The following is a 25,744-nucleotide window of genomic DNA, read 5'->3' on the forward strand; positions in this document are numbered from 1 at the left end:
CTCTATGGACACCGTCGCCGTCACCGGCGGGAACGGCGAGATCGGCTCGGCGCTGCTCGCGGCGCTCGCCGACCGGGGGTACCGGACCGCGAACCTCAGCCGGGGCGAGCGCCGCGAGGACGCCGCCGATCGGTACCTCCGGACCGACCTGCTCGACCCGGGCGAGGTGTACGGGTCGCTCGCGAGCGCCGACCCCGACGCCGTCGCTCACTTCGGGACGATTCCCCGTCCCGACGAGTCGCCGGGCCACGTCACCTTCCGGAGCAACGTCCAGACGACCTACCACGTGCTGGCGGCCGCCGAGGCCCTGGGCATCGAGACGGTGGTCCTGGCGTCGAGCCTCTCGGCGCTGGGCGCGGGGTTCGAGCCGGAGGTCGACGTGCGCTACCTCCCGGTCGACGAGGCCCACCCGCTGACAGCGAGTAACCCGTACGGGCTCGGCAAGCGGGTCGCCGAGGTGGTCGGCGACGGGTTCGGCCGGCGTGCGGGCGCGCCGACGACCGTCGCCTCGCTCCGGTTTCCGCTCGTCGCGACCGGGGCCAAGCTCCGGGACGAGTTCGCCGCGGCCGACCGGTCGCTCGACGCGGTCCGCGAGGCCGGCTTCTTCGAGACGGCCCGCAAGACCCTGTTCGCCTACGTCCACCTCGACGACGCGACTGACCTCGCGGTCCGGGCACTGGAGGCCGACTTCGCGGGCCACGAGGCGTTCTTCGGCGCCGCGGCCGACACGACCGTCGACGCGCCGAGCGCGGAGCTCGCAGAACTCTACGACGCCGAGGTCCGCGCCGCGTTCGAGGGCCACGAGAGCCTCCTCGACACCGGGAAGGCCCGGCGACTGCTGGGCTGGTCGCCCGAGCGGTCGTGGCGGTCGCTGTGAGTGATCGTGGCGGCCGCTGTGAGCGGTCGGGTCGAAGATAGGAAAGTTGAGGGCCGGAAACGCGCGGAGCGGAGGGTGGACGGCGGGGACCGGGAAGTGGACGGCGGGAATCGCGGGCGGACGACGTGGACCGGAGGACGGACGGCGGAACCCACCTCCCCCGAGCGCGCCGGCAACTACCGCGTTCGGGTGTCGCGTCCGTCGGCTCAGACCGTGACCTTCCAGGTCGTCGAGGAGGAGTAGCCCCACTTCTCGACGTCAACGTCGAACTCGCCGTCGGCGATGGCGGTCATGTTCGCGCCGACCTCCTTGGCGGTCATGCCGAGCTCCTCGCCGATGAGCCGGGACTTGAAGTAGGTCTTCATCTGGCCCTTCTCGCGGAGGAACTGGAGGATGCGCTGTTGCTTGTCGGTCAGGGTGGTCGTGCCAGCAGTTGCGGTCGTGCTCATGACGTACCTCTCGCTTGGACGGAGATCGCCTTAGTGGATTTGGTACGAGGAGTTAACGCCACGCCGTCTTGCTATTTTCCTGGAATAAATATCGTACTAAACCATCCCCCGGGGGTCCGTTGGTACGGCTGGTTAATCCGGAATTTCCCGGACGTGTCTGTTCGCGGTCGTTCCGCGCGACCCTCGGTCCCGGCCGACCGGAGCGGGGCGAGAGCCGGGGATAATCCCGGATTACCGGACGTAACGTCGGCTGGACTCGCTTCCACGAGGCGTTTCCGACTGAACTGGGCTGAACGGCGACCGAAAACGGATGAACGACGCCGCAAAGAGCGGCCTATACCCGTGAAGCGCCCGCAACGGAGCAGAAGGTACTTACGCGACCGGACTGAGTCTCTTCGATAATGAGCGGTCGTGCAGTCGAGGTGAGCGTCGTCCTCCCGGCCTACAACGAGGAGGCGACGATCGAGAACACGGTCGAGACGACGCTCGCCACGCTAGACGAGTTCCTCCCCGCGGGGACGTTCGAGGTCATCGTCGCCGAGGACGGGTGCGACGACCGCACCCCGGAGATCGCCGACCGGATGGCCGCGGACGACCCGCGGGTCCGGCACTACCACAGCGACGAGCGGCTGGGCCGCGGGGGAGCGCTGAACCGGGCGTTCGAGGCCGCCGACGGGGACACGCTGGTGTACTTCGACACGGACCTCGCGACGGACATGAAGCACCTCGAGGAGCTGGTCGAGAGCGTCCGGTCGGGGGCGTACCAGTTCGCCACCGGGTCGCGCTGGATGCCCGGCGAGGAGGCCAGCAGGCCCGCCAAGCGCGACGTGGCGAGCCGGGGGTTCAACGGCCTGACCCGGACGTTCCTCGGGTCGGAGATGCGGGACCACCAGTGCGGGTTCAAGGCGTTCGACCGGACCGCGCTGTTCGACGTGCTCGAGGACGTCGAGGACGAGCACTGGTTCTGGGACACCGAGGTGCTGGTGCGCGCCCAGCGCCGGGGCTACGACGTCAAGGAGTTCGCGGTCGACTGGACCCCGAAGGGCGACTCGAAGGTCGACATCGTCCGGGACGTGTTCGGGATGGGCAGCCAGATCATGCGGTGCTGGTGGGAGTTCTCGGTCCAGCCCCGCATCACCCGCCGGGTGTCGATCGCGGCCGGCGTCTTCCTGACCGTCGTCGCGGTGCTGCTGATGGGCCAGTACCTCCCGCTCGAGGAGGTCGTCGCCCAGATGAGCGCGGCCGACCCCGCGCTGGTCGCGCTGGCCGCGCTGGTGTACGTCATCTCGTGGCCCCTCCGCGGGACGCGGTACAAGGACATCCTGGAGGAGCTGGACTACACCGAGGACGCGGGCTTCCTGACGGGGGCCATCTTCGTGAGCCAGACCGGCAACCTCGTGTTCCCGGCGCGGGCGGGCGACGCGGTCCGGGCCTACGTCGTGAAGGCCCGGCGGTCGATCCCGTACCCGACCGGGTTCGCGTCGCTGGCGGTCGAACGGGTCTTCGACCTGCTGACCATCACGATGCTGGCGGGCGTGGTGCTCGTCGGCCTCGCGCTCAGCGGCGCGACCGCCGGGCTCGAGTCGACCCTGTTCGGGTCGGCCCCGACCGGCGGCGAGGGCGGCGACTACGGCGCGGCCGGCCAGACCGCCCTCTACGTCGCGGGCGGGGTCGGCCTCGCGGCCATCCTCGCGGTCGCGGCCATCGTCGCCAGCGCCCGGTCGGACCGCAACCTGGTCCGGGGCGTGGTCTCCCGGCTCAGCAACGACTCGTACGCCGACTACGTCGCGGGCGTCATCGAGCGGTTCACCGGCGACGTCCAGACGGTCGCGGGCGACCGCAGCGCCTTCCTCACGGTGGGCGCCAGCAGCCTCGCCATCTGGACGCTCGACGTGGTGACCGCGCTGCTCGTGCTGAGCGCGTTCCCGAGCGTCGAGCTCCCGATCCCGCTGCTCGCGGGCGTGTGCTTCTTCGCGGTCAGCGTGGGCAACCTCGCGAAGGTCCTGCCGCTGTCGCCCGGCGGGGTCGGCCTCTACGAGGGCGCGTTCACCCTGCTGGTGGTCGGGCTGACTCCGCTGGGCTGGAGCGTCGCGCTCGGCGCGGCCATCCTCGACCACGCGGTCAAGAACATCGTGACGCTGGTCGGCGGCGTGGCGTCGATGCTCTGGCTCAACGTCTCGCTGACCACCGCGGTCGAGGAGAGCAAGGACGCGCGGGCCGCCGCGGACCCGGCGGAGCCGACCGACGACTGACTCGCCGGACTCCCTTCTCTATCGACGCGCCGACCGCCGCTCCGGAGGCGCACCTACTCGTACAGGTCGGTCACGAACGGGCCGAGCGCGCCCGCGACCGCCTGGCGGAGCGCGCCCTCGCGGTCGATGGCGTTCGCGGTCAGCGCGCCCGCCGCGCCCTGCTTCTCCGCGACGTTCTCCATGTCGAGCACGTCGTCCATGACGGGGCCGAGCTCCTCGCCGTCGCGGACTCTGACGGCGATGGACTCGGGGAGCCGCAGTCGGGGGCCGGCGCCCCTGCCGACGCGGTCGCCGTCGGTGGCGGCCGCCCACATGATGAGAAAGAGCCCCTCCGCGCCGTCGACCTCGGCGACGCCGCCCTCGAGCCCGACGCCGAGGTCGAAGTCGCCCGCTTCGAGGGCGTTGCGCGCGCGGTTCTCCGCGCCTTCGACGGTCTCGCGCTCGCCGCGAGGCTGTTCGCTCACGCCCGATTCGACCCCGACCGACTCGACCGCCGTCCCGGGGAACTCGCCCAGGGCGGCCTCGGTCGCGGCGCGCTTCACGGGGTTGGTGCTGCCGACGCCGACTCGCATGGCCGTGTGATGACTCCCGGCGGACTTGGCGGTTACGCTCTCTCGTCGTGTCGCGGCTACGCCTCCCGCCTCCATCGGAGAGGGCGGTCAGAATGCCGCCGGCCGGCCCCGTTCAGTCCACCCAGACTGTCGCTAGCCCCGCCGAGCGCGTCCCGGGTTGCCGGTGAGATGGATACAGATAGGCCTCACGAGCCGAGCGCGTCGCCGTGGAGCGTCCCGGCCAGCGTCTCGATGCCCTCCACGAGGCGGGGGCTGGGCTGGTTGAGCAGCGAGTCGTCGAGGACGTGGACGTCGCCTCGGTCGACCGCCGAGAGGTCCCAGTCGCGATCGGCGACGGCGGCCGGGTCGGCGCAGGCGCCGTGGCCGCAGACGTGGAGCACGACGTGGTCGGGGTCGGCGGTCTCGACCTCGGTCGCCGACACCTCCCGGGAGCGCTCGCCCGGGTCGACGAAGGGGTAGCGCCCGCCCGCGGTCTCGACCGCCTCGGGCACCCAGTTGCCCGCGGCCATCGGCGGGTCCGACCACTCCTCGCAGTAGACGACCGGCCGGTCGGCTCCGTCGTCGGGCGTCAGCCGCCGGACGCGGTCGAGGCGGTGCCCGGCCCGCCGGGCCAGCGCCGCGCCCTCGTCGGGGAGCCCCACCGCCGCCCCCAGCTCGGCGAACGACTCGACCACCTCGTCGAGCGCGGTCGGCGCGGCGTGGAACACCTCGTGACCCCGCTCCCGGAGGTCGGCCGCGACGTCGGCCTGGAGGTCGTCCGCGGTCAGGACCAGGTCCGGGTCCAGGTCGGCGACCGCGTCGTAGTCGGGGTTGAGCCACCCGCCGACCGCGGGGACGTCGGCCTCGCAGTGGTGGGTCGCGCCCGCGAGGCGGTCGGTCGCGTCGAGCGCCCGCAGGATCTCGGTCGCGCTCGGGGCCAGCGAGACGATCCGCTCGGGATGGGCTGCCATCACCGTCGGGTTGGGACCCCCGATGGTTAAATCGACCGCCGACCGCGCTCGTCCAACGGACGGGTGCTTAAAATTATCCCGTCGGCGGCGGAGACCGACGTTTCGGGGTGTGTGCCACCCGTTCACGAGACCCTAGCAAGGAAGTTCCGAAAATACTAAATACCTTTCGGAACAACGCAAGGTCAAGCAACCGAGCCCGGGGTTTTCCAGGTTTTCCCTGCCCGGTAGCCGACGCCTTGTCCGTCAACGAGGAGCCATCATGTCCGACGTCAGCACTAGAGTCAAGCGAGCCGAAGAGGAAGAGAGCGAGCGAGAGACCGACGAGTCCACCGCGTGCCCGGAGTGCGGCGGCAACATCATCTCCGACACCGAGCACGGCGAGACCGTCTGCGAGGAGTGCGGCCTGGTCGTCGACGAGGACCAGGTCGACCGCGGGCCGGAGTGGCGCGCGTTCGACTCCAAGGAGAAGAACGAGAAGAGCCGGGTGGGCGCCCCGACCACCAACACGATGCACGACAAGGGGCTGTCGACCAACATCGACTGGCGCAACAAGGACGCCTACGGCAACTCGCTGGGGTCGCGCCAGCGCGAGAAGATGCAGCGGCTGCGCAAGTGGAACGAGCGGTTCCGCACCCGCGACTCCAAGGAGCGCAACCTCAAGCAGGCCCTCGGCGAGATCGACCGCATGGCCTCCGCGCTCGGGCTGCCGGACAACGTCCGGGAGACCGCCTCGGTCATCTACCGGCGGGCGCTCGACGAGGACCTCCTGCCGGGCCGCTCCATCGAGGGCGTCTCGACCGCCTGCGTCTACGCCGCCGCGCGCCAGGCCGGCGTCCCGCGCAGCCTCGACGAGATCGCGGACGTCTCGCGGGTCGAGAAGAGCGAGGTCGCCCGGACCTACCGCTACGTGGTCCGCGAGCTCAACCTCGAGGTCAAGCCCGCCGACCCCGAGAGCTACGTCCCGCGGTTCGCCTCGGGGCTCGACCTCTCGGACGAGGCCGAGCACCGCGCCCGCGAGCTGCTCCAGACCGCCAAGGAGAAGGGCGTCCACAGCGGCAAGTCGCCGGTCGGCCTCGCCGCGGCCGCCGTCTACGCCGCCGCGCTGCTGACCAACGAGAAGACCACCCAGGCCGAGGTCAGCGAGGTGGCCGACATCAGCGAGGTCACCATCCGGAACCGCTACCACGAGCTGCTGGAGGCCGAAGAGGCCCCGGCGATGGCCTGAGACGGTCGTCCGAGAGTCCCCGCGGCCGGCGCGCCGCGGACCCCGCACAGTTCTCTAGTTCCACACAGTTCGGAACCGAAAGAGAGTTCAGTCCGCCCGACGAGTGGGTTACAGAGCGGATGGAGACCGAACACCGCATCCACGTCGGCGACGCCCGCGAGATGGCCGCGCTGGACGACGACGCGGTCGAGCTCGTCGTGACCTCGCCGCCGTACCCCATGATCGAGATGTGGGACGACCTGTTCGCCGAGCTGCGTCCCGACGTCGCCGACCTGCTGGACGCGGGCGACTCGGACGCCGCGTTCGAGGCGATGCACGACGCGCTCGACCCGGTCTGGGACGAGCTCGCGCGGGTGCTGGTCGACGGCGGCGTCGCCGCGGTCAACGTCGGCGACGCCACCCGCAACGGCGGCGAGGGGTTCCAGCTCTACCCCAACCACGCCGAGCTCATCTCGCGGTTCCGCGAGCGGGGGTTCGACCTCCTGCCGGACGTGCTGTGGCGCAAGCCGGCCAACGGCCTCACCAAGTTCATGGGCTCGGGGATGGTGCCGCCCAACGCCTACGCCACCCTCGAACACGAGTACGTCCTCCTCTTCCGGAACGGCGGGGAGTCCCGGTCGTTCGAGGCCGGCGCCGACCGGCGCTACGAGGCGGCCTACTTCTGGGAGGAGCGCAACGACTGGTTCTCGGACCTGTGGACCGACGTCCGGGGCGAGGCCCAGCAGTTGGACCACGCGGAGCTCCGCGAGCGGTCGGGCGCGTTCCCCTTCGAGCTCCCCTACCGGTTGATCAACATGTACTCGGTGTACGGCGACACGGTGCTCGACCCCTTCTGGGGCACCGGGACCACCTCCCTGGCGGCGATGGTCGCCGGCCGGGACTCGGTTGGCTACGAGCTCAGCCGGGAGTTCCGGGAGGTGTTCGACGACCGCCTGACGGGCGTCGAGTCGTTCGCCGACGAGCGCAACCGCGAGCGGCTGGCCGACCACCGGGAGTTCGCCGAGGGCGAGGAGCTCGCCTACGAGGCCGAGAACTACGACTTCCGGGTCAAGACCAGCCAGGAGCGACAGATACAGCTCTACACCGTGGCGGACTGCGAGCGCGACGGCGACCGCTACGTGGTCTCCCACGAGGAGTTCGGCGGGGAGTGAGGCGATTCGTCGAGTGTCGACTGCCGATTTCGGTCGTTCGGCGCGCGCTGGCGCGGCCCGTCAGTGTCCGCGCCAAGCGTGCGAGGTCTGCGTGAGCGAAGTGAACGCAGGCCCGTCAGAGCGTGCTCTGACGGTGGAGGCGGCCGCGTCTGCGCAAGCGAAGTGCGCGCAGGCTCGTCGGACGCGGTTCGTCCGACGGTGTTCAGGCGGCCGCCGAGGCCGGGGAGGTGTGAGGCCCGCGGTTGCGGTGGCGGTGGTGTGCGGTACAGTTGTGACGGCAGTAGCTAGCTACCTCTGTTCGAATCCGATTTCGTCGCAGCGACACGTCCACCCGCTCGCGACCAACGGGTACACTTTTCCGCACCCCCGACACACACCCCCACATGGACTTCGAGGAGTTCGTCCTCGCGGCGAGCCTCGCCGACCTCGGCGCCGAGCCCCGGGCCCGCGAGCACGCCGACGCGGTGGAGTTCCGGATGGACCTCGCCGACGACCCGCTGGCCGCGCTCGACGACTACGGCGGCGAGCTCCCCGTGCTCGCGACCAACCGGGCGGCGTGGGAGGGCGGCGAGGCCGACGACGACGAGGCCCGCCTGGCGGCGCTCGCGGAGGCCGCCGAACTGGCCTGCGTCGGCGCGGTCGACGTCGAGCTCCGGTCGCTGACCGCCGGCGACGGCGAGCGCGTGGCCGAGCGCGCCCGCCGGGCCGGCACCGCCGTCGTGGCCTCGGTCCACGACTTCGAGCGCACGCCGCCGAGACCCGACCTGCGCGGGACGCTCGAGACCGCCACCGACCGCGGCGACGTGGGGAAGCTGGCGGTCACGGCAGAGAGCCGGGACGACGTGCTCGACCTGCTGGCGGTGACCCGGGAGTTCGCCGCCGCGGGCGAGCGCGTCGCCACGATGGCGATGGGCGCGCCCGGCCGCCACTCGCGGGCTGTCGCGCCGCTCTACGGTTCGAAAATCGGCTACGCGCCGGTCGATCCCGCCGACGCCACCGCGCCGGGCCAGTACGACCTCGCGACGCTGGCGCGGCTGGTCGACGAGCTGTCGTGACCCGGCGAACCGGCCCGCCCGATGCGCGGAACCGGCGAGGAGTTAAAATAGAACGCCCACATTGACCGCTAAGACCGGCCTGAGGGGACAGCATTTATTAACGTCGGTCGGCTACCCGCGACTAGTGACCCGTACGAAATCCGAGAAGCGTCCGTGGTTGGGCGCGCTGCTGTCGTTCCTCCTGCCCGGACTCGGCCACGTCTACATCCGGGAGTGGCTGCGCTCGGCGATGTGGTTCGCCTTCGCGGTCAGCGCGGTGCTGCTGTTCGTGCCGCTCCCGGACGCGGCGCTGACCGGCGCGACGAGCGTCGGCGCCGCGATGGACGCCGCGATGGAGGCGACCAGCGACCTCCCGCTCGAGGCGCTGGTGCCCATCTGGGTCGTGCGGGCGTTCAGCGCCATCGACGCCTACTGGCTGGCGCTCCAGACCCGGAGCGACGAGGAGGACGGCGAGCAGTGCCCGGCCTGCGGCAAGCCGGTCGACGACGACCTCGACTTCTGCCAGTGGTGCACCACCCCGCTCCCCGAGCGGGACGGGCCGAACGGGCCGACGGAGAGCAACGCCGTCTCGCGCTGACGTCGATTCGAACGGAAGCGGTCTCTCACCGACCTGGCCCTGCACGAGGGAGTCCTGAACAGCGACTCTCGAACGGAGGGCTCTCGCCCGGACGCGGTCCGCGCTACTTCTCGATGATGCTCTCCTCGACGGTCTCGCCGAAGTGGCGGGCGCCGCCCTCGCGGAACACCAGGAGCTCGTCGCCCTCGGCCAGGTCCGTGACCGCGGTCCGGCCGTCGCGGGTGGCGACCTTGATGGTCTCGGCGTTCTGGAGCAGCGTCTCGACCCGGTCGCCGTCGTCGAACTCGACCTCGACCCGGAACATGGGCCGCTTCTCGATCTTGACCCGGCCGACCGTCGCCTCGCGGGTCCGGCCCTCGAGGTCGACGACCTGGACCTCGTCGCCGGACTTGAGCTCGGCGAGGTACTTGGTGCCGCCGTCGGGCGTCCGGACGTAGGCGTGGACCGCGCCCGCGTTCACCCGGAACGGCCGGGAGGCGACGTACGGCGACTCGGCGGTCTCGGCGTGGACGAAGAACAGGCCCCGGGACATCGACCCGACGAGCATCCCCTCGTCGTGGTCCATCAGGCTGCCCGTGTCGACGCAGACCCGGTCGGCGCTGCCGACCCGCTCGACCGCGGTGACCGCCGCCCAGTCGAGGTCGAGGCGCTCGCGCTCGGCCTCGTCGCGGACCTCGACGGTCTCGCGAATCTCGTCGGGGTCGTCGGAGTCGAGCAGCACCGCGTCGCTGCCGAGTTCGAGCGTCTCGAACGCGGTCCTGGCCTCCTCGGCGGAGGTGACGCCCGCGACGAGGTCGGTCTCCTCGCCGATGCGCGCGATGAGGTTCTCCAGCGGGATGATGGTCCAGTCCTCGCCGACGACGATGGTGTAGTCGGCCTCCTCGGCGGCCGCCTCGGCGAACGCCTCGTAGTCCTCGCTCAGGATGCGGACGTACGCGCCCTCGGCCCGCTCGTCGTCGCGCCGGAGCGTCGAGAGGTCGGCCGACCCCGAGAAGTCCGAGGGGAGGTCGACGGTGCCGTCGCCCTCGCCGTCCTTGCCCACGACGAAGGCGTCCGGGTCGGCCCCGGACTCGGCCTCGTCGATGAGTTCGGCGTCGCCGTCGGTGAACGCCGCGACGTTGACGTCGCCGAGCTCGCGCACCCGTTCGACGTCGGCGGCGTCGACCAGCACCCAGTCGACGCCCGCTTCGAGTCCCGCCGTGATCCGTCTGCGGCGGTCGTCCCAGTCGCCGACCGCGTCGTCGGCCTTGAGCCACACGGAGCGTGTCATGTTATGTTCCCACGCTTGCAGCGAGACGGCTTGAACGTGGCGGATGCGACGTATGGTGCGACCGACTCGGAACCCGGCCGACGACAGAGAACGGGGAGAGGGAGCCCGGTCGGCGGAGCAGCGAGGGAATCCGGGTCCTCGACGAGCGGGGACTCAGCCGGAGCTGTCGGTCGTCGTCGACGTGCCTCGCGCCGCGGTCTCGGTGTCGCTCGGCGTTGCGGTCCCGTTCGGCGCCGCGGTCTCGCCGCCGCCCGCCGCGGTCGTCCCGCCTCCGCTGGCGGCTGTCGTCGCGGTCCCGTCGCCGGCGGTCGTGGTCGGCGGGCTCGCGGCCTCGACCCACGTCGGGCGCTCGACGGTGACGCCGCCGAGTTCGGTCAGCGCGAACTCGTAGTGGACGCGGGTCGCGTCGTCACCGGCGTAGGCCGCGGTCAGCGACAGCGAGTGGACCTGGCCGGCCGCGTCGACGACGACCGTGGCGTCGAAGTCGGTGTAGTTCTCGGCCTCGACGGCCCGGTTCGCTCGAAGGACGGTCACGGTCCGTCCGTCCCGCTGTTCGACGCCGGCCACGTCGAACTCGCCGGCGGCCAGCGCGAGCTCGATGAGCCACGACTGGGTGACCTGCGAGTCGAGGTCGGCCCGCGGCAGGTGGGCCCACGTCTCGTCGGCGACGTTCTCGCCGCTCCGGTTGTACCGCCGGAGCTCGGTCCGGTTGGTCCCGCGGTACCGGACGACCACCGCCGTCTCGTTGGCCCAGAGGTCGGTGGCGACCCGGGTCCCGCCGTCGCCGAGGCGGCGCACGCTGTCGGAGTGGACGATCAGCGGCGACAGCCCGGCCTCGACGGCGCCGCGCTGGCGGGTCCACTGGCTGGCCGGGCCGACCGAGACGTTGGCGTGGAACCGGAAGGCGAAGCTGGTGTTGTTGAGCGCGGTCCGGTGGGCGGCGACCAGCGCCGACGGGTCCTCGACGCCGGTCCGGTTGACCCCCGGCGGGAGCGACTCGTTCGACGAGGCGTTCGCGGTGGTGGTCGCGGTCCCCGGCGGAGCGGGCTCGCTCCCGGCGCCGGTCTGCGTCCCGGCGGGCGGAGTCGTCGTCGCGGTCGCCCGGTCGGGTCCGTCGGGCGGGTCGCCGCCCGCGCAGCCGGCGACGACGACCATCAGGGCTACGAGGAGCAGTGCGACTCGACGGGCATCCATTTCCTCGTACTCCGTCGCCGGCACCCATAAACGGACGGTACCATGCCGGGACGTTTTCTCGATTTAGCCACCGATTATCCGGACTAAGTCGGGCTTACCCGGTCGATATCGGCCGCCGGAGCGGCCCTACCGCACCGAGTCGAGCAGCAGCTTCTGTTCGACGCGCTTGACCTCGTGCTGGACGTCGCGGACCGCGTCGATGTTGGCCGAGATGGACGAGACCCCCTCGTTGACCAGGTGCTGGACCATCTTGGGCTTCGAGCCGGCCTGGCCGCAGATCGAGGTGTCGACGCCGTGGGCCCGGCAGGTCTCGATGGTCTGGCTGATGAGTTGCAGGACGGAGGGGTGGAGCTCGTCGAACCGGTCGGCGACGTTCTCGTTGTTGCGGTCGACCGCGAGCGTGTACTGGGTCAGGTCGTTGGTGCCGAACGAGGCGAAGTCGATGCCCTGCTCGGCCATCTCCTCGACGCCGAGCGCCGAGGCCGGCGTCTCGATCATCACGCCCCAGGTGCGCTTGTCGGGGTCGATGCCCGCCTCCGCCATGAGGTTGCGGGCCTGGATGACGTCCTCGGCGTCGTTGACCAGCGGCAGCATGATCTCGACGTTGTCGTAGCCCATCTCGTAGAGCCGGGCGAACGCCTCGAGCTCGTGGGCGAACACGTCGGGCCGGTCGAGGCTCCGCCGGATGCCCCGGTAGCCCAGCATCGGGTTGTGCTCGTCGGGCTCGTCCTCGCCGCCCTGGAGCTGGCGGAACTCGTCGGTGGGCGCGTCGAGCGTCCGGACCCGGACCGGCCGGGGGTAGAACTCGTCGGCCACGGTCCGGACCCCCTCGACGATCTCGGTGACGTAGGCGTCGACGCCGTGGTCCTCGATGTACCTGGCGGGCGTCTTGTTGGTCGAGAGAATCATGTGCTCCATCCGGAGCAGTCCCACGCCGTCGGCGCCCGTGGCCGCGGCGCGCTCGGCGGCCTCCGGGATCGAGACGTTGACCTTCACCTCGGTCGCGGTCATCGGCTTGACCGGGGTCTTCGGCCGGGCCTCCTCGATGGGCTCGCGCTCCTGGTCGGTCTGGCGCCGGCCCTCGGTGACCGTCCCCTTGTCGCCGTCGATGGTGATGCGCTGGTTGTCGGTCAGCGTCTCGGTGGCGTCGGTCGAGCCGACGACCGCCGGCACGCCCAGCTCCCGGGAGACGATTGCGGCGTGGCTGGTCATGCCGCCCTCGTCGGTGACGATGCCCGCCGCCCGCTTCATCGCGGGCACCATGTCGGGCGTGGTCATCTCGGTGACGATGATGTCGCCGTCGCTGACCTTGTCGAGCTGGTCGAGCTGGTCGACGATCCGGACCGCGCCCGACGCGATGCCGGGGCTCGCGCCCAGCCCGGAGACCAGGACGTCGCCGCTGCCCGACGCGCCCCCGGCGTCGCCGCCGGGGCTGGCGGCCTCGACGCCGCCGCTTCCGTCGGTGATGCCCTCGGTCGGGCTGCCGTTGGCGCCGTTCGCGTCCGCGACGGTGTCGCTCGCGCCGCTGGCGCTCGCCTCCGCGTCGGTCGCGATCTCGCTGTCGGCGTCGTCGATGGTCGTGATGGGGCGGGACTGGAGCATGAAGACCTCACCGTCGACGATGGCCCACTCGACGTCCTGGGGATTGCCGTAGTGGTCCTCGACGCACTCGCCCAGTTCCACGAGGCGCTCGATGTCGCCTTCGTCGAGCACCTGGGCCTCGCGCAGGTCCTCCGAGACCTCGCGCTCGACGGTCTCGCCGGTCTCCTCGTCCTTCTCCATCTTGGTCTTCTTGTCGGCGACGGTGACCTCCTCGACCGCGCCGGTCTCGCGGTCGACGACGTAGTTGTCGGGCGAGACCGACCCGGAGACGACCGCCTCGCCGAGCCCCCAGGCGGCCTCGATGATGATCTTGGGCGCGCCGGTCGAGGGGTGGCTGGTGAACATCACGCCGGACTTCTCGGCGTCGACCATCCGCTGGACGACGACCGCGATGTCGACCACGTCGTGGGCGAAGCCCTTCTCCTGGCGGTAGTAGATGGCCCGCTGGGTGAACAGCGACGCCCAGCACCGCTTGACCCGGTCGACGAGGTCCTCGCGGGTCACGTTGAGGAACGTCTCCTGCTGGCCCGCGAACGAGGCGTCGGGGAGGTCCTCGGCGGTCGCCGAGGAGCGGACCGCGACGAACGCCTCGTCGTCCCCCAGGTCGTCGTAGGAGTCGAGGATCTCCCGGCGGATCTCCTCTGGCATCTCGGTCTCCAGCACGAGCTCCTTGGCCCGCGACTGGGCCTCGGCGAGCGCCGCGGAGTCCTCGGTGTCGACGTCCACGGCCTCGAACAGTTCCTCCGCGATGCCGGTCTCCTCGATGAACGAGCGGTAGGTGCCGGCCGAAACCACGAACCCCGAGGGAACGGGCAGGCCCGCGCCGGTGAGCTCCCCCAGCGACGCGCCCTTCCCGCCGACCAGTTCGAGGTCGTCCGCGGTGATTTCGTCCAGCCAGAGTACAGCCATTGGTGCATGTGAGAGAACAGGAAGGCGAATAAAGAATGTTCCGACCGGCCGGAGGGGAGAATATTAACTCGAAACCGGATATTCTCTCGGCCACGGGAACGCCGCGACGACCGGTCCGGCGGCCGCCGGAAGTTCTCCGCTCACCGACACGAAATCGGATGGGTTTATGACCCCGGGTCGGCCTCACCCACGCATGGACGCGAAACGCTCGCTTCGGTGGGCAGTGTACTACGTCGTCCTCGCCGGCGCCGCCGCCCTGGTCGGTGGCGCGCTCGTCGGCGCGGGCGTCGTCCTCGGCATCGGCGACGGGTACGAACGACTGGCGAACGGCGCGGCGCTCTCGGCGGCGCTGACGACCGCCGCGCCCGGCCTCGCGGTCGCGGTCCTCGGCGTGCTGGTCTGGGCGATCGGCAGCGTCGCGGCCTTCGTGCGGGTGTTCACCGCCGCGGTCGAGGAGCAGATGCGCGAGCGCTTCGACAGCGAGAAGGTCAAGAGCGAGATCCTGTCGGTGCTCGACGAGCGCCTCTCGGAGGTCGAGCACGACGTCTCCGAGACCCGCCGCCAGGTGTCGGAGCTCAAGCGCGAGGACACCGCCGAGGAGTTCCAGTTCGGCGACCAGGACTGAGTTCGGTCCGAGGTGTTCGCCCCGCTTCGAGGGTGTGCGCCTCCGGGTCGCTGCATCGTTACCGTCACCCGAACCGGGGCAAGACTTCTACCGCGCGCCCCCGACTCCGGGAGCATGGACACCGACGAGGCGCCGGCCGACGCGACCCTCCGGCGGATGCTCCGCGAGGTGCGCCCCGAGTGGTCGCTCCGCGAGGCCGCGCCCGCCGACGGGGGCACCGACCTCGTCTACTTCCTCGACGTCGAGACGCCGGATGGTCCCCGCGAGTGCGTCCTGAAGGCCTGCGAGTTCCTCGACCCCGAGGCCTTCCGGCCCGAACCGTACCTGCTGACGCTGGCCGACCGCCGGACGTCGATCCCCGTGCCGAGCGTCCTCGGCGCGGTCGACGACCACCCGGACCTGCCCGCGCCGTTCTTCCTGATGGAGCGCCGCGACGGCGAGGTCCGCGAGAACGGGGCGCGAGAGCTGCCCGCCGACGCGATGGAGCGGATCGCCCGCGACGCCGGGCGCTGGCTCGGCGAACTCCACGGTCTCGGCGAGTTCGAGCGGTTCGGCCCGATCCGGCTCGCACGGGACGTCGAGCGAGAGCCGGGGCGGGACGGTACCGACGGCACCGACGAGACCGCCGGTAGCATCGCCGTCGACGGACGGACCCTCGCGGTCGGCGACGCCGCGACCGACTCGTGGCGCGACCGGGTCGAGTCGACGGCCGACGACTGCCTCGACGACCTCCGCGGCCGGTTCGCCGACCTCGAACCCGACCTCCGGGCGTTCGTCGAGGACCGCCTCGACGCGCTCCCCGACGGCCGGGCACCCGACGGCGGCGTCGCGCCGGTACTGGGCCACGACGACTACCGACTGGGGAACCTGCTGGTCGACCCCGCGACCGGCGAGACCCGGGCGGTGCTCGACTGGGGGAACGCCCACGCGATGGAGGCCCAGTACAACCTCGTCGTCGCCGAGCAGTACCTCAGCGGGTGGGCGGCCCACGGCGACCCGCTCCGGGAGCGCGTCGGTACGGCACTTCGCGAGGGCTACGAGGAGACGGGCGAGCTACCGCGGGACCCCGACGCCGAGCGCCGGCGCGAGCTCTACCTGGCCGTGACGCGGCTCTTCCCGCTGGGCTGGTTCTCGCTGTGGTACGGCGACTTTCCGGAGTCCGAGCGCGAAGCGGTCGCCGAGCGGAACCGGCGGGCGGTGCTGGACCTGGTGGACTGAGGGCTCGAAATCGGTTGAACTGAAGGTTCGTCCGTGACACCCGCGCGAAGCGGTGTCAAGAAAGTACAGGTAGCTACTGCCGTCACAAACGAGTTACCGCACGGCCTCGCACCACCAGCGCGCACCGGGGTCTCTGGGGCACCGAGTGGGCCGGTCCTCTTGCCGGGCCCTACCCCGTCGCGTCGATGATGTCGTCGTCCTCGGCCTCGGGGACCCGCAACTCGCCCTCGAACGCCGTGGCCGCCCTGCCGCCGACCCGGACCTCGTCGCCCACGCGCACGCGGACGTGGCCCGGTCGGTCGACGAAGTGGCCCTGCTCGAACACCATCTCGTCGGGGAACTCGCCGTCGAAGGCCCGGTACTCCCGGAGGTACGCCCCGGTCGCGCCGCTGGCGGTGCCCGTCACGGGGTCCTCGGGCACGCCGGCGGCGGGCGCGAACATCCGGCCGTGGAGCGTCGAGTCGGCGTCCACGGCGTCGAACGTGAAGGCGTAGATGCCGGTGGCCTCGACGTCCTCGCTGATCGCCTCGATCTTCCGGTGGTCGGGGTCCATCCCGCCGACGTGTTCGAGGAAGTTGACCGGCACCACCAGGAACGGGAGACCGGTCGAGGCGACCGCGAGCGGGAGGTCGGCGCCGACGTCCCGGAGCGCCGCGGGGTCGACCCCGAGCGCGTCGGCCACCCGGTCGTAGTCGGCGTCGACCTCGCGGATCTCGGGGTCGTCCTGGGTCATCCAGACCGTCCCGTCGTCGCCGACCTCGATGTCGAGGACGCCGACGTTGGTCTCCAGGCTGTGGGTCCCGGGGTCGACGACCCCGTCTTCGTGGAGGCGGGCGTGGGAGGCGATGGTGGCGTGCCCGCAGAGGTCGACCTCCGTCGTCGGGGTGAAGTACCGGACCCGGCGGTCGGCGGCGTCGCTCCCGCGGAGGAAGGCGGTCTCGCTCACGGCCAGTTCCGCGGCGATGGCCTGCATCTGGTCGTCGGTCAGCCCGTCGGCGTCGGGCACCACGCCGGCGGCGTTCCCGGCGAAGGGGTCGTCGGTGAAGGCGTCGACCAGCAGCGCGCGTCGCGTGTCCATGGTCGGGACGATGGGCCGCCTCCCTTAGTAATTTGTTCGTCGGAATCGAGGACTGCGCGCGGGAGTGCCTGTAAATCGTTAAGTGCGCAGGAGTGCGAGTCCCGAGTTGGTATGAGCGAACTCCCCGACGAGTTCAAATGTACGATTACGAACTGGGAGTACATCTACGGTCTCTGCCGCGACGTCAGCGACCAGGTGAAAGGCGACTCCTTCGAACCGGACGTGGTGGTCGCGCTGGCCCGCGGCGGGTGGTTCGCCGGGCGGTGCATCTGCGACTTCCTCGGACTGGACGACCTGACCAGCCTCAAGATGGAACACTACGTCGGGACCGCCGAGAAGGCCGGCGAGCCCGAGGTGCGCTACCCGATGCCCGAGGGGAGCGTCGAGGGGAAGGACGTCCTCATCATCGACGACATCGCCGACACCGGGGGTTCCATCGAGCGCGCCTACGAGTACGTCACCGACCGCGACGCCGGGGAGGTCCGGACCGCCACGCTCCAGCTGCTCCAGACGAGCGAGTTCGAGCCCGACTACATCGGCGAGCGCTTGGAGGAGTGGACGTGGGTGGTCTACCCCTGGAACTTCATCGAGGACATGATCGACCTGACCTCGGGCGTGATGGACAAGGCCGACGGCGACGCCTTCACCACCGAGGAGATCCGCCACCTGCTCTCGGAGTACCACGAGATCGAGCGCATCGAGATGGAGATCGCCCAGCCAGACCGGATGGACGAGGTGCTCGACGAGATGGTCCGTCGGGGAGTGCTCGCGGACGACGGCGAGGAGTGGCGGCTGGTCGAGAACGAGGAGGGCGTCCAGGCCTGAGCGGTCGGTCCACGGCGAGGAAACTACGTTCCCGGCACTGGTGACCGGGATCGTCGTGTTCGGCCGGAAGCCCCGAACTGGCGAGAGATTTATGCGGCGAGGCCAATTCTTGTAAGCGGATGAGCGACAACGTTCGGCCGGACGGCCGGCACGACGACGTCTCGGCGGAGGACGTCTTCGCTCGCGTCACCGACGCCGTCTTCGCGTCGGACGGGGAGTGGCGGTTGACGTATCTCAACGAGCGGGCCGAGCGCGTCTTCGACTCCGACCCGGAGACTCCGTGCGGGGGCGTCGTCTGGGAGGAGTTACCCGACGCGGTCGCGTCGACGTTTCGGCCGGAGCTCGAGCGCGCGATGGAAACCCAGGACCCGGTGACGTTCGAGGCGTTCCACCCGCCGCTCGATACGTGGTTCGAGGTGCGGGCGTACCCCTCGGAGACGGGGCTGTCCGTCTACCTCCGCGACATCTCGGACCGCGTCGGGAAGCAGGATACCCTCGAGTCCCGGGAGGAGTCCCTGCGCCGCGCTTACGAGGTCATCGCGGACCCCGACCTCTCGTTCCCGGAACAGGTCGACGCGCTCCTCGACGTCGTGCGGAATGCAGTCGGAACGGACTACGCGACGCTCTCGCACGTCCGGGGCGATCGGTACGTCTTCGAGGCGGTCGCGTGCCCGGACGACGCCGACCTCCAGCCGGGCGACGCGGTGCCCGTGGAGGCGACGAACTGCGAGCGCGTCGTCGCGACTGAGCGGACGCTGGTCCTCAACGACGTCGAAACGGACGCGCCGGAGTTAGCCGACCGCGCGGGGAACGCCGAGTGGGGAATCTCCTGTTACCTCGGTGCACCGGTGACCGTCGACGGGGAGCCGTACGGGACGTTCTGCTTCTACGACATGGAGGCTCGGTCCGCGGACTTCTCCGACTGGGAGGTGACGTTCGTCGAACTGCTCAGCAACTGGGTGAGCGCGGAGCTCGAACGCCAGCGCCAGAACGAACGCCTCGAGTCGTTCGCCAGCATGCTCGCCCACGAACTCCGCAACCCGCTGACCATCGCGCAGCTCTACAGCGACTCGGCCGCCGACGGCGACGCGGCCGCCGCCGAGGAGGTAGCGGCCGCACTCGACCGCATCGAGGAGCTGATCGACGTCCTCCTCGTCATCGCCCGGGGCAGCGACTCGGAGATCGACCGGGAGGCAGTCGAGCTGGCCGACGTCGCCGCGGAGGCGTGGGCGGACGTGGCGGCGGACGAATCGGAGTTCGCGGTCGAAACCGATCGGAGCGTCGCGGCGGACCCGATTCACCTCCAGCACCTCCTCGAGAACCTGTTCCGGAACGCTGTAGAGCACGGCTCGACGAGCCGTCAGCCGATGGCCGAAGACGTGGAGGGCAACGACCGGTCGGGCGTGACGGTCCGGGTCGGCGACCTCCCGGGCGGGTTCTACGTGGCCGACGACGGGACGGGCATCCCGGAGGAAGAGCGGGAGAAGGTGTTCGAGTCGGGCTACACGACCGGGGATAACGGCATGGGGCTCGGTCTCACCTTCGTCACTCAGCTCGCGAACGCGTACGGCTGGACCTGTGCGGTCACCGACAGCGACGAGGGCGGCGCGCGCTTCGAGTTCACCGACGTGGACCGGCCGGACGGGACTGCAGACGGAGAGCGCACCGGCGAGACGTGAGGTTCGGTGCGCGCTGACCGGCAGCGCCGCTCGGTCTGGGTCCGCCGCGGACTGGGGCTTCGACGCGGTGGGTGTCGGTCTCCGCGACGAGGGACGGCCCGAAAGGAGAGCCGTTTAGTAGCCGCCGCCGGGAGTGTTCCCCATGACGATAGGCTTCATCGGCGGCAGCGGCATCTACGAGGCGCTCCCCCTGGAGAACACCCGTGAGGAGGAGATCACCACGCCGTTCGGCGACCCGAGCGCGCCGGTCACCATCGGCGAACTGGCCGGCGAGGAGGTGGCGTTCCTGCCGCGCCACGGCCCCGACCACCAGCACACGCCGACCAACGCGCCGTACAAGGCCAACATCCACGCGCTCAAGCAGGTCGGCGTCGAGCGCGTGCTGTCGTCCAACGCGGTCGGCAGCCTCCGCGAGGACCTGCCGCCCCAGACGCTGCTGGTCCCCGACCAGATCTTCGACCGGACCAAGCACCGCGACTCCACGTTCTTCGGCGACGGCATCGTGGTCCACATGCCGTTCGCCGACCCCTACTGCCCGCACATGGTCGAGCACCTGGCCGACTCGTGCCAGACCGCGACCGCCGCCGACTCGGAGAAAGGCGGCACCTACGTCTGCATCGAGGGGCCCCAGTACTCGACCCGCGCGGAGAGCGAGTTCTACCGCGACCAGGGCTGGGACGTCATCGGGATGACCACCATCCCGGAGGCCAAACTGGCCCGCGAGGCCGAGATGTGCTACGCCACCGTCACGGGCGTCACCGACTACGACGTCTGGAAGGAGGACAGCGAGGTCACCCTCCAGGAGGTGCTGGACAACGCCGCCGAGAACGAGGACGCCATCAAGGAGGTCGTCGAGCACGCGGTCCGGAACATGCCCGACGAGCGCGACTGCGACTGCGACCACGCGCTGGAAGGAACGATCAACACGCCGACCGAGGCGATTCCGGAGGAGACCCGCGAGCGCGTCGACCTGTTCGTCGGCGAGTACCTGGACTGAGGTCGGCGGACGCGGGGGCGCGGTCGCCGTCCCGCGACGTCGGCCCGCGGGCCGTCAGAGGTACCGCCCGACCGTCTCGACCAGCGAGCCGGGCCGGACGGTGGCGCCGGTATCGACGCTCACGTAGCCGCCCGTGTTCTCGTCGCGGACGAAGTGGTAGGCCGCGAGCTCGTCGAACCGGTGGACCGAGCACTGGAGCGACCCGGCGTCGAACAGGTCTTCCAGGTACTCCCGGCCGACGCCCTGTAACACCAGTTCGCGGTGGACGCGGTCGGTGTTCATCTCCTCGACCTTGGGTCGGACGTCCTCCCGCACGTAGTGGAGGTCGTAGCCCTCCGCGGAGTACTCGCCGACGACCCGCAGTCCTTCGCCGACGTCGTCGCGCAGGTCCGAGACGAGGTCCGAGGGGTCGGCAATCATGGTTCGCGGTTGTCGCTCTCGGCGGTTGTCTCTTGTGGGCCGTGTCGGATCGCGGACGCGAGAACCGCAGCGGGGACGGCGAGCGACGTCGCCCCGTCGGGGGAGACGACGCGTCTCAGTCGGCGATGGCTTCCGGCGTCTCGGTCCCGTCGGTCGCCTCGCCGTCGATGACCCAGAGGTCGCCGAACAGGTCGTCCTGCTCCAGGGTGACCGTCCCGCGGTGCGAGAGGAACAGCACCGCCAGGAACGTCTGGATGCGCGAGCCGCCGATCTCGTCGATCTCGGCGTACAGCACCTCGTCGCGGCCCCGGTCGTAGTGGTTCCGGAGCTCCTCGCGCACCTCGTCGATGACCGCCTCGATGTCCTCCTCGTGGGCGGTGCCGGTCACGTCGTCGGCCGAGGGCTCCTCGTCGACCCGCATGTCGTCGTCCATCCGGTAGTCGAGCGTCTGGGTGCCGCGCTGGAACCCCGACGGCGAGTCGCTGGTGTCGTAGCTCCGGGAGTCCTTCCACCACGACCCGCGCTCGCGCTCCCGGAGCTCGTGGACGAGTTCGTCGAGCGTCTCGGGCGTGCCGCGGGCGGTCTTGCGGTCGAGCCGGCGCTCCATCTCGTCCTCGAGCTTGGCCACCGGGTCGAAGTCCGCGAAGTCGCCGTCGGCGGGGTCCATCGGCGCGTCCGCGCCCGGGCCCCACTCGTCCCACGGGTCCTCGGGCTCCTCGTCCTCGTCGTCGTCGGCCAGCATCGCGTCGCTCTTCATCCGGAGCAGCACGCTGGCGTAGAACAGCGCCCGGCCCGAGGTCCGGAGGTCGGCCTCGTCGAGCCGGTCGAGGAACTTGTCGGTCACCCGGACGATGTCGATGTCCCACGGCTCGATCTCGCCGTCCTCGGCCAGCTGGACCAGCAGCTCGACCGGTTCGGCCTCCTCGTCGGAGGGGTCGGGGTCCACGTCGAGCTCGTCGCTCAGGATGGCGTCCGAGTCGTCTACCTCCCCCTCGGCCGCGTTCTCGTCGGAGGTCGGTCCGGCGGAATCTGGCGATCCGTCGTCGGCGCCCGCGCCGAAGGGGTCGGCCTCGTCGCCCTCGCGCTTGCGCTTCTCCTCTTCGTGGCCCGCGATGTTGAGCGGGATTTTGCCGCCGTCGGTGCGAGCGTCGTCGCCGCTCGCGTTCTCCGGGGAGCGTGGCTCCTCGCCGCTCGCATCCGGAGACTCCTGCGGGGTCTCCCTAGTCATCGGCGGGCACCTCCCCGTCGCCGTCGCCGTCACCGAGCTGGATGCCGGTCACGGTGCTGACGTTGTCGCCCTGCATCGTGACGCCGATGGCGCGCTCGGAGCGCTCCATCATCGCCGAGCGGTGGCTGACGACGATGAACTGGGCGTCGCCCGCCAGCTCGTCGACCATCTCGCCGACCCGCTCGGCGTTCGCGGCGTCGAGGAAGGCGTCCACCTCGTCGAGCGCGTAGAACGGCGCGGGGTTGTACCGCTGGATGGCGAAGATAAAGGCGAGCGCCGTGAGGCTCTTCTCGCCGCCCGACATCGCGTCGAGGCGCTGGATGGGCTTGTCGCCCGGCTGGGCCTTCATCGTGAGCCCGCCCTCGAAGGGGTCCTCGTCGTCCTCGAGGTGGAGGTCGCCGGTCCCGTTCGAGAGCCGCTCGAAGATGTCCTGGAACTGGTCGTCGATGGCCTCGTAGGCGTCCATGAACGTCGCCTTCTTCTGGTCCTCGTAGGAGTTGATCCGGTCGCGGATGGCCTCCCGCTCGTCGACGAGCACCGACTTGCGCTCCTCGATGTCGTCGAGGTCGGCCTTCACCTCGTCGTACTCGTCGATGGCGAGCATGTTGACCGGCTCGAGCTCCTCCATCTGGCGCTCGAGGCGCTCGATGTTCTTCTCGACCTCCTTCAGATCGGGGATCTCGTCGGCCTCGTACTCGCCGACCTCCGCCTCGAGCTCGGCGACGTCCTCCTCCAGGCGCTCCTCGCTCCGGCGGAGGCTCTCGAGGCGGTTCTGCACCGTCTCGACCTCGTTCTGCTTCTCGTCGCGGGCCTGCTGGGCCGCCCGGAGGTCGTCCTTGACGTCCTGGCGGTCGTCCTTGAGGTCGGCGAGCTCGTCCTCGAGTTCGGCGACCGCCTCGCGCTTCTCCTCGAGCAGCGACTCCTGGTCGTCGATCTTGCTCTCGAGGTCGGCGATCTTCTCCTCCTGTTCGGCCTTCCGGTTCTGGGCCTTCTCGATGTCGTCGTGGAGGTCCTCGATGGCGTCCTCGGCGTACTGCTTCTCCAGCTGCAGCTCGTTGAGCTCGCCGTCGAGGTCGTCGAGGCGGTCCTCGAGTTCGTCGATCTCGGCCTCGATGTCCTCGGCCTTCGCGGTCAGCTCCGGAATCTGGGAGTCCTCGAGCTCGGTCTCCAGCTCCGCGATGGCGGCCTCGACCTCGGCGATGGCGTCGCCGCGCTCGTCGATCCGCTCCTCGACCTCGGCCATCTGCTCGTTGACCTCCTCGCGCTCGGCCGCCAGCTCCTCGAGCTCGTCCTCGAGCTCGTCGATGCGCTGCTCGGCCTCGGCCAGCTCGGCCTCGGTGCGCTCGACGTCCGACTCGATCGACCGGACCTGGTCGGTGGCGTCGCTCTTGCGGTCGCGGGCGTCGTCGAGGCGGTCCTCGACGTCCCGGACGTCCTCGCGGATCGACCGGCGCTCGTCCTCGAGCTCGTTGATGCGCTGGGCGACCCGCTCGAGCTGGCCCTTGCCGGACTTCGAGAACGAGTAGCGCGAGCCGGACTTCGACCCGCCGGTCATCGCGCCGCTCTTCTCGACCAGCTCGCCGTCGAGGGTCACCAGCCGGTAGTCGCCCATCAGGTCCCGGGCGGTCTCCATGTCCTCGACGACCAGCGTGTCGCCGAGCACGTAGGCGAACACGCCGGCGTACTGGGAGTCGAAGTCGACGAGGTTGTACGCGAAGTCCACCACGCCGGGCATCGACGGCGCCGACGGGAGGTTGCGGGTGTGCATCTCGGTCAGCGGCAGGAAGGTAGCCCGGCCGGCGTTCCGGGACTTGAGGTACTCGATGCAGCGCTGGCCGACGCCGTCGTCGTCGACGACGACGTTGGCGAGCCGGCCGCCGGCCGCCGTCTCGCAGGCGGTGGCGTGCTTCCCGGCGACGCTGCCGAGCTGGGCGACCGCGCCGTGGACGCCCTCCATGCCGGCGTTCAGGACGGTCGAGACCGCCCGGCCGAACGAGGAGTCGCCGCTCTGGTCGGCCTTCGCCTCGAGCTCGGCGTACTCCTGCTGCTTGGCCTGGATCTCGTCCTCGACGTCGTCGAGGTCGTCCTGGAGCTCGCGCTTCTCGCGCTTGAGATCCTCGACGACCTCGTCGATCTGGGCGCGGTTGCGCTCGGCCTTGGCGAGCTCGTCCTGGAGGTCGTCGAGCTTCGCCTCCAGCTCCGGGATGGACTCGCGGGCCTCGTCGAGCTCGCGCTCCTTCTCGCTCTCGGCGTTCGAGCGCCGGCGGGCCTCGTCGACCAGCCGGTCCTTCTCGCGCTGGAGGTCGTTCTTCTCGCTCTTGTGCTCCTCGAGCTCCTCCTTGCGCTCGGCGAGCTCGGCCTTCACCTCGTCGTACTCGGTGTCGATGGCGTCGATCTCGGCCTCGACCTCCTCGAGCTCGGCCTCCTTCTGCTGGACGTCGGCCTTGACCGAGGACTTCTCGATCTTGATGTCGCGGATGTCGCCCTCGAGCTCCTCGACGTCCTCCTGCTTGCGGTCGATCTCCACGAACGCCTGCCGGCGGGTGTTCTCGGCGTCCTGGATCTTCTCCTCGGCCGACTCGATGGCGTCCTCGAGCCGCGAGATCTCGCCCTTGACCTCCTCGATCTCGCTCTTGATGCGGAGCTGCTCGTCCTCGCCCTTCCGCTCGATCTCGGCGTTGAGCTCCTCGAGCTCGTCCTCGAGCCGGATGACCTTGCCCTGGCGCTCGTCTAACTCCTGCTGGAGCTCGGCCAGCTCGTCCTCGCGGTCGGCGATGTCCTCGCGGGTGTGCGCGAGGTCCTCGCGCTTCTCCTCGAGCTCGGCGGCCTTGAGGTGGCCCTCGTACTCCTGCTTCTCGTCGCGCAGCCCCTGGTACTCCAGGGCGGTCTCGCGCTCGTCGGCCAGCTGGTCGAGCCGCTCCTGCTTCTCCTCGATGCGGAGCTCGGCCTCGTCGATCCGGTCCTTGACGGTCTCGAGCTCCGCCAGGGCGTCCTCCTTCTTCGCGTCGAACTCCGCGACGCCCGCGATCTCGTCGATGATCTGGCGGCGCTCGTGGGGCGTCATGTTGATGATCTCGGTCACGTCGCCCTGCATGACGACGTTGTACCCCTCCGGCGTCACCCCGGCCTGCGCCAGCAGGTCCTGGATGTCCGAGAGGTTGACCGACCGGCCGTTGAGGTAGTAGTAGGAGTAGTAGTTGTCGTCGGTCTCCTTGACCCGGCGCTTGATGGTGATCTCGTCGACGGCGTCGACGTTCTCCGACCCCGCAGCATTGACCACCTGGGCCCGGTCGAGCGTACCGTCGCTGTTGTCGAGCACGACCTCGACGCTGGCCTCCCGCGGCCCGCTCGACTCCTCGCTGCCGTCGGCGTGGCCGGGGTTGTAGATGAGGTCGGTCAGCTTCTCGGCGCGGATCCCCCGCGTCCGGGCCAACCCCAGCGCGAACAGGACGCTGTCGATGATGTTGCTCTTCCCCGAGCCGTTCGGACCCGAAACGGTGGTGAAATCCTCGTAGAACGGGATCTCGGTCCGTCGTCCGAAGCTCTTGAAGTTATCCAGGACGAGCTTTTTGATGTGCATGGTTGCTCGTA

The 25,744-nt window shown here is 70.3% G+C and carries 21 protein-coding genes; 11 read left to right on the plus strand and 10 right to left on the minus strand.

Going from position 1 to position 25,744, the window contains the following annotated elements; genetic code table 11:
* The first annotated feature begins 4 nt into the window (after nt 1-4).
* Nucleotides 5-877 carry an NAD-dependent epimerase/dehydratase family protein gene (locus ACQUQF_RS15325; protein ID WP_435179969.1) on the plus strand — a complete coding sequence of 291 codons (873 nt, stop codon included), beginning with the start codon at nt 5-7 and terminating at the stop codon, nt 875-877.
* Nucleotides 878-1,083: 206 nt separating this feature from the next.
* Here ACQUQF_RS15325 and ACQUQF_RS15330 read toward each other — a convergent pair whose 3' ends face one another.
* Nucleotides 1,084-1,326, minus strand: a complete 243-nt coding sequence (locus tag ACQUQF_RS15330; protein WP_435179970.1) for a DUF7123 family protein — start codon at nt 1,324-1,326, stop codon at nt 1,084-1,086.
* 401 nt (nt 1,327-1,727) lie between these two features.
* Between ACQUQF_RS15330 and ACQUQF_RS15335 the strand changes: the two genes are divergently transcribed.
* Nucleotides 1,728-3,578, plus strand: a complete 1,851-nt coding sequence (locus tag ACQUQF_RS15335; RefSeq protein ID WP_435179971.1) for a flippase-like domain-containing protein — start codon at nt 1,728-1,730, stop codon at nt 3,576-3,578.
* A gap of 53 nt (nt 3,579-3,631) precedes the next feature.
* Here ACQUQF_RS15335 and yjjX read toward each other — a convergent pair whose 3' ends face one another.
* Nucleotides 3,632-4,150: an inosine/xanthosine triphosphatase gene (yjjX, locus tag ACQUQF_RS15340; RefSeq protein WP_435179972.1), complete on the minus strand. Its 519-nt coding sequence runs from the start codon at nt 4,148-4,150 to the stop codon at nt 3,632-3,634.
* A gap of 185 nt (nt 4,151-4,335) precedes the next feature.
* The gene (locus ACQUQF_RS15345) at nt 4,336-5,100 is read right to left on the minus strand and encodes a cobalamin-binding protein (RefSeq protein WP_435179973.1); all 765 of its coding nucleotides are present in this window, start codon (nt 5,098-5,100) and stop codon (nt 4,336-4,338) included.
* Between the two features lie 259 nt (nt 5,101-5,359).
* Between ACQUQF_RS15345 and ACQUQF_RS15350 the strand changes: the two genes are divergently transcribed.
* From ACQUQF_RS15350 to ACQUQF_RS15365, 4 genes are all read left to right on the plus strand, one after another.
* A complete protein-coding gene (locus tag ACQUQF_RS15350; protein ID WP_435179974.1) occupies nt 5,360-6,325 on the plus strand; it encodes a transcription initiation factor IIB in 966 nt (321 codons plus the stop codon).
* 119 nt (nt 6,326-6,444) lie between these two features.
* Entirely contained in the window at nt 6,445-7,476 is a 1,032-nt protein-coding gene (locus ACQUQF_RS15355) for a DNA-methyltransferase (protein ID WP_435179975.1), read from the plus strand.
* Nucleotides 7,477-7,859: 383 nt separating this feature from the next.
* The gene (locus ACQUQF_RS15360; RefSeq protein WP_435179976.1) at nt 7,860-8,531 is read left to right on the plus strand and encodes a type I 3-dehydroquinate dehydratase; all 672 of its coding nucleotides are present in this window, start codon (nt 7,860-7,862) and stop codon (nt 8,529-8,531) included.
* 124 nt (nt 8,532-8,655) lie between these two features.
* Nucleotides 8,656-9,108, plus strand: coding sequence for a DUF7575 domain-containing protein (locus ACQUQF_RS15365; protein ID WP_435179977.1), 453 nt, complete (start codon nt 8,656-8,658; stop codon nt 9,106-9,108).
* Between the two features lie 103 nt (nt 9,109-9,211).
* Here ACQUQF_RS15365 and ACQUQF_RS15370 read toward each other — a convergent pair whose 3' ends face one another.
* From ACQUQF_RS15370 to ppsA, 3 genes are all read right to left on the minus strand, one after another.
* The gene (locus ACQUQF_RS15370) at nt 9,212-10,378 is read right to left on the minus strand and encodes a 3-dehydroquinate synthase II (protein WP_435179978.1); all 1,167 of its coding nucleotides are present in this window, start codon (nt 10,376-10,378) and stop codon (nt 9,212-9,214) included.
* Nucleotides 10,379-10,531: 153 nt separating this feature from the next.
* Nucleotides 10,532-11,572, minus strand: a complete 1,041-nt coding sequence (locus tag ACQUQF_RS15375; RefSeq protein ID WP_435179979.1) for a hypothetical protein — start codon at nt 11,570-11,572, stop codon at nt 10,532-10,534.
* Nucleotides 11,573-11,698: 126 nt separating this feature from the next.
* Nucleotides 11,699-14,083: a phosphoenolpyruvate synthase gene (gene ppsA / locus ACQUQF_RS15380; protein WP_435179980.1), complete on the minus strand. Its 2,385-nt coding sequence runs from the start codon at nt 14,081-14,083 to the stop codon at nt 11,699-11,701.
* A gap of 193 nt (nt 14,084-14,276) precedes the next feature.
* Here ppsA and ACQUQF_RS15385 point away from each other — a divergent pair, with 193 nt between their 5' ends.
* On the plus strand, nt 14,277-14,708 hold the full coding sequence (locus ACQUQF_RS15385; RefSeq protein ID WP_435179981.1) for a hypothetical protein: 432 nt from the start codon (nt 14,277-14,279) through the stop codon (nt 14,706-14,708).
* Nucleotides 14,709-14,822: 114 nt separating this feature from the next.
* A complete protein-coding gene (locus ACQUQF_RS15390) occupies nt 14,823-15,926 on the plus strand; it encodes a phosphotransferase family protein (protein WP_435179982.1) in 1,104 nt (367 codons plus the stop codon).
* A gap of 169 nt (nt 15,927-16,095) precedes the next feature.
* Here the strand turns inward: ACQUQF_RS15390 and ACQUQF_RS15395 are convergent, their stop codons facing one another.
* Nucleotides 16,096-17,004: a PhzF family phenazine biosynthesis protein gene (locus tag ACQUQF_RS15395; protein ID WP_435179983.1), complete on the minus strand. Its 909-nt coding sequence runs from the start codon at nt 17,002-17,004 to the stop codon at nt 16,096-16,098.
* A 111-nt stretch (nt 17,005-17,115) separates the two neighbouring features.
* On the opposite strand from ACQUQF_RS15395, the gene ACQUQF_RS15400 reads away from it, so the two are divergent.
* From ACQUQF_RS15400 to mtnP, 3 genes are all read left to right on the plus strand, one after another.
* Complete coding sequence (locus ACQUQF_RS15400; RefSeq protein ID WP_435179984.1) at nt 17,116-17,829, plus strand: phosphoribosyltransferase; 714 nt, start codon at nt 17,116-17,118, stop codon at nt 17,827-17,829.
* Nucleotides 17,830-17,948: 119 nt separating this feature from the next.
* Nucleotides 17,949-19,508, plus strand: a complete 1,560-nt coding sequence (locus tag ACQUQF_RS15405) for an ATP-binding protein (RefSeq protein WP_435179985.1) — start codon at nt 17,949-17,951, stop codon at nt 19,506-19,508.
* A gap of 142 nt (nt 19,509-19,650) precedes the next feature.
* A complete protein-coding gene (gene mtnP / locus ACQUQF_RS15410; protein WP_435179986.1) occupies nt 19,651-20,505 on the plus strand; it encodes an S-methyl-5'-thioadenosine phosphorylase in 855 nt (284 codons plus the stop codon).
* Nucleotides 20,506-20,559: 54 nt separating this feature from the next.
* On the opposite strand, the gene ACQUQF_RS15415 is transcribed toward mtnP, so the two are convergent.
* The 3 genes from ACQUQF_RS15415 to smc form a co-directional block, all read right to left on the minus strand.
* Nucleotides 20,560-20,925 carry a hypothetical protein gene (locus ACQUQF_RS15415; RefSeq protein WP_435179987.1) on the minus strand — a complete coding sequence of 122 codons (366 nt, stop codon included), beginning with the start codon at nt 20,923-20,925 and terminating at the stop codon, nt 20,560-20,562.
* A gap of 115 nt (nt 20,926-21,040) precedes the next feature.
* The gene (locus ACQUQF_RS15420; protein WP_435179988.1) at nt 21,041-22,153 is read right to left on the minus strand and encodes a segregation/condensation protein A; all 1,113 of its coding nucleotides are present in this window, start codon (nt 22,151-22,153) and stop codon (nt 21,041-21,043) included.
* Entirely contained in the window at nt 22,146-25,733 is a 3,588-nt protein-coding gene (gene smc / locus ACQUQF_RS15425; protein WP_435179989.1) for a chromosome segregation protein SMC, read from the minus strand. The genes ACQUQF_RS15420 and smc overlap by 8 nt, the downstream gene beginning before the upstream one ends.
* Between the last annotated feature and the right edge of the window lie 11 nt (nt 25,734-25,744).

This window comes from Halorussus sp. AFM4, from assembly GCF_051194995.1.
Taxonomy (GTDB): domain Archaea; phylum Halobacteriota; class Halobacteria; order Halobacteriales; family Haladaptataceae; genus Halorussus.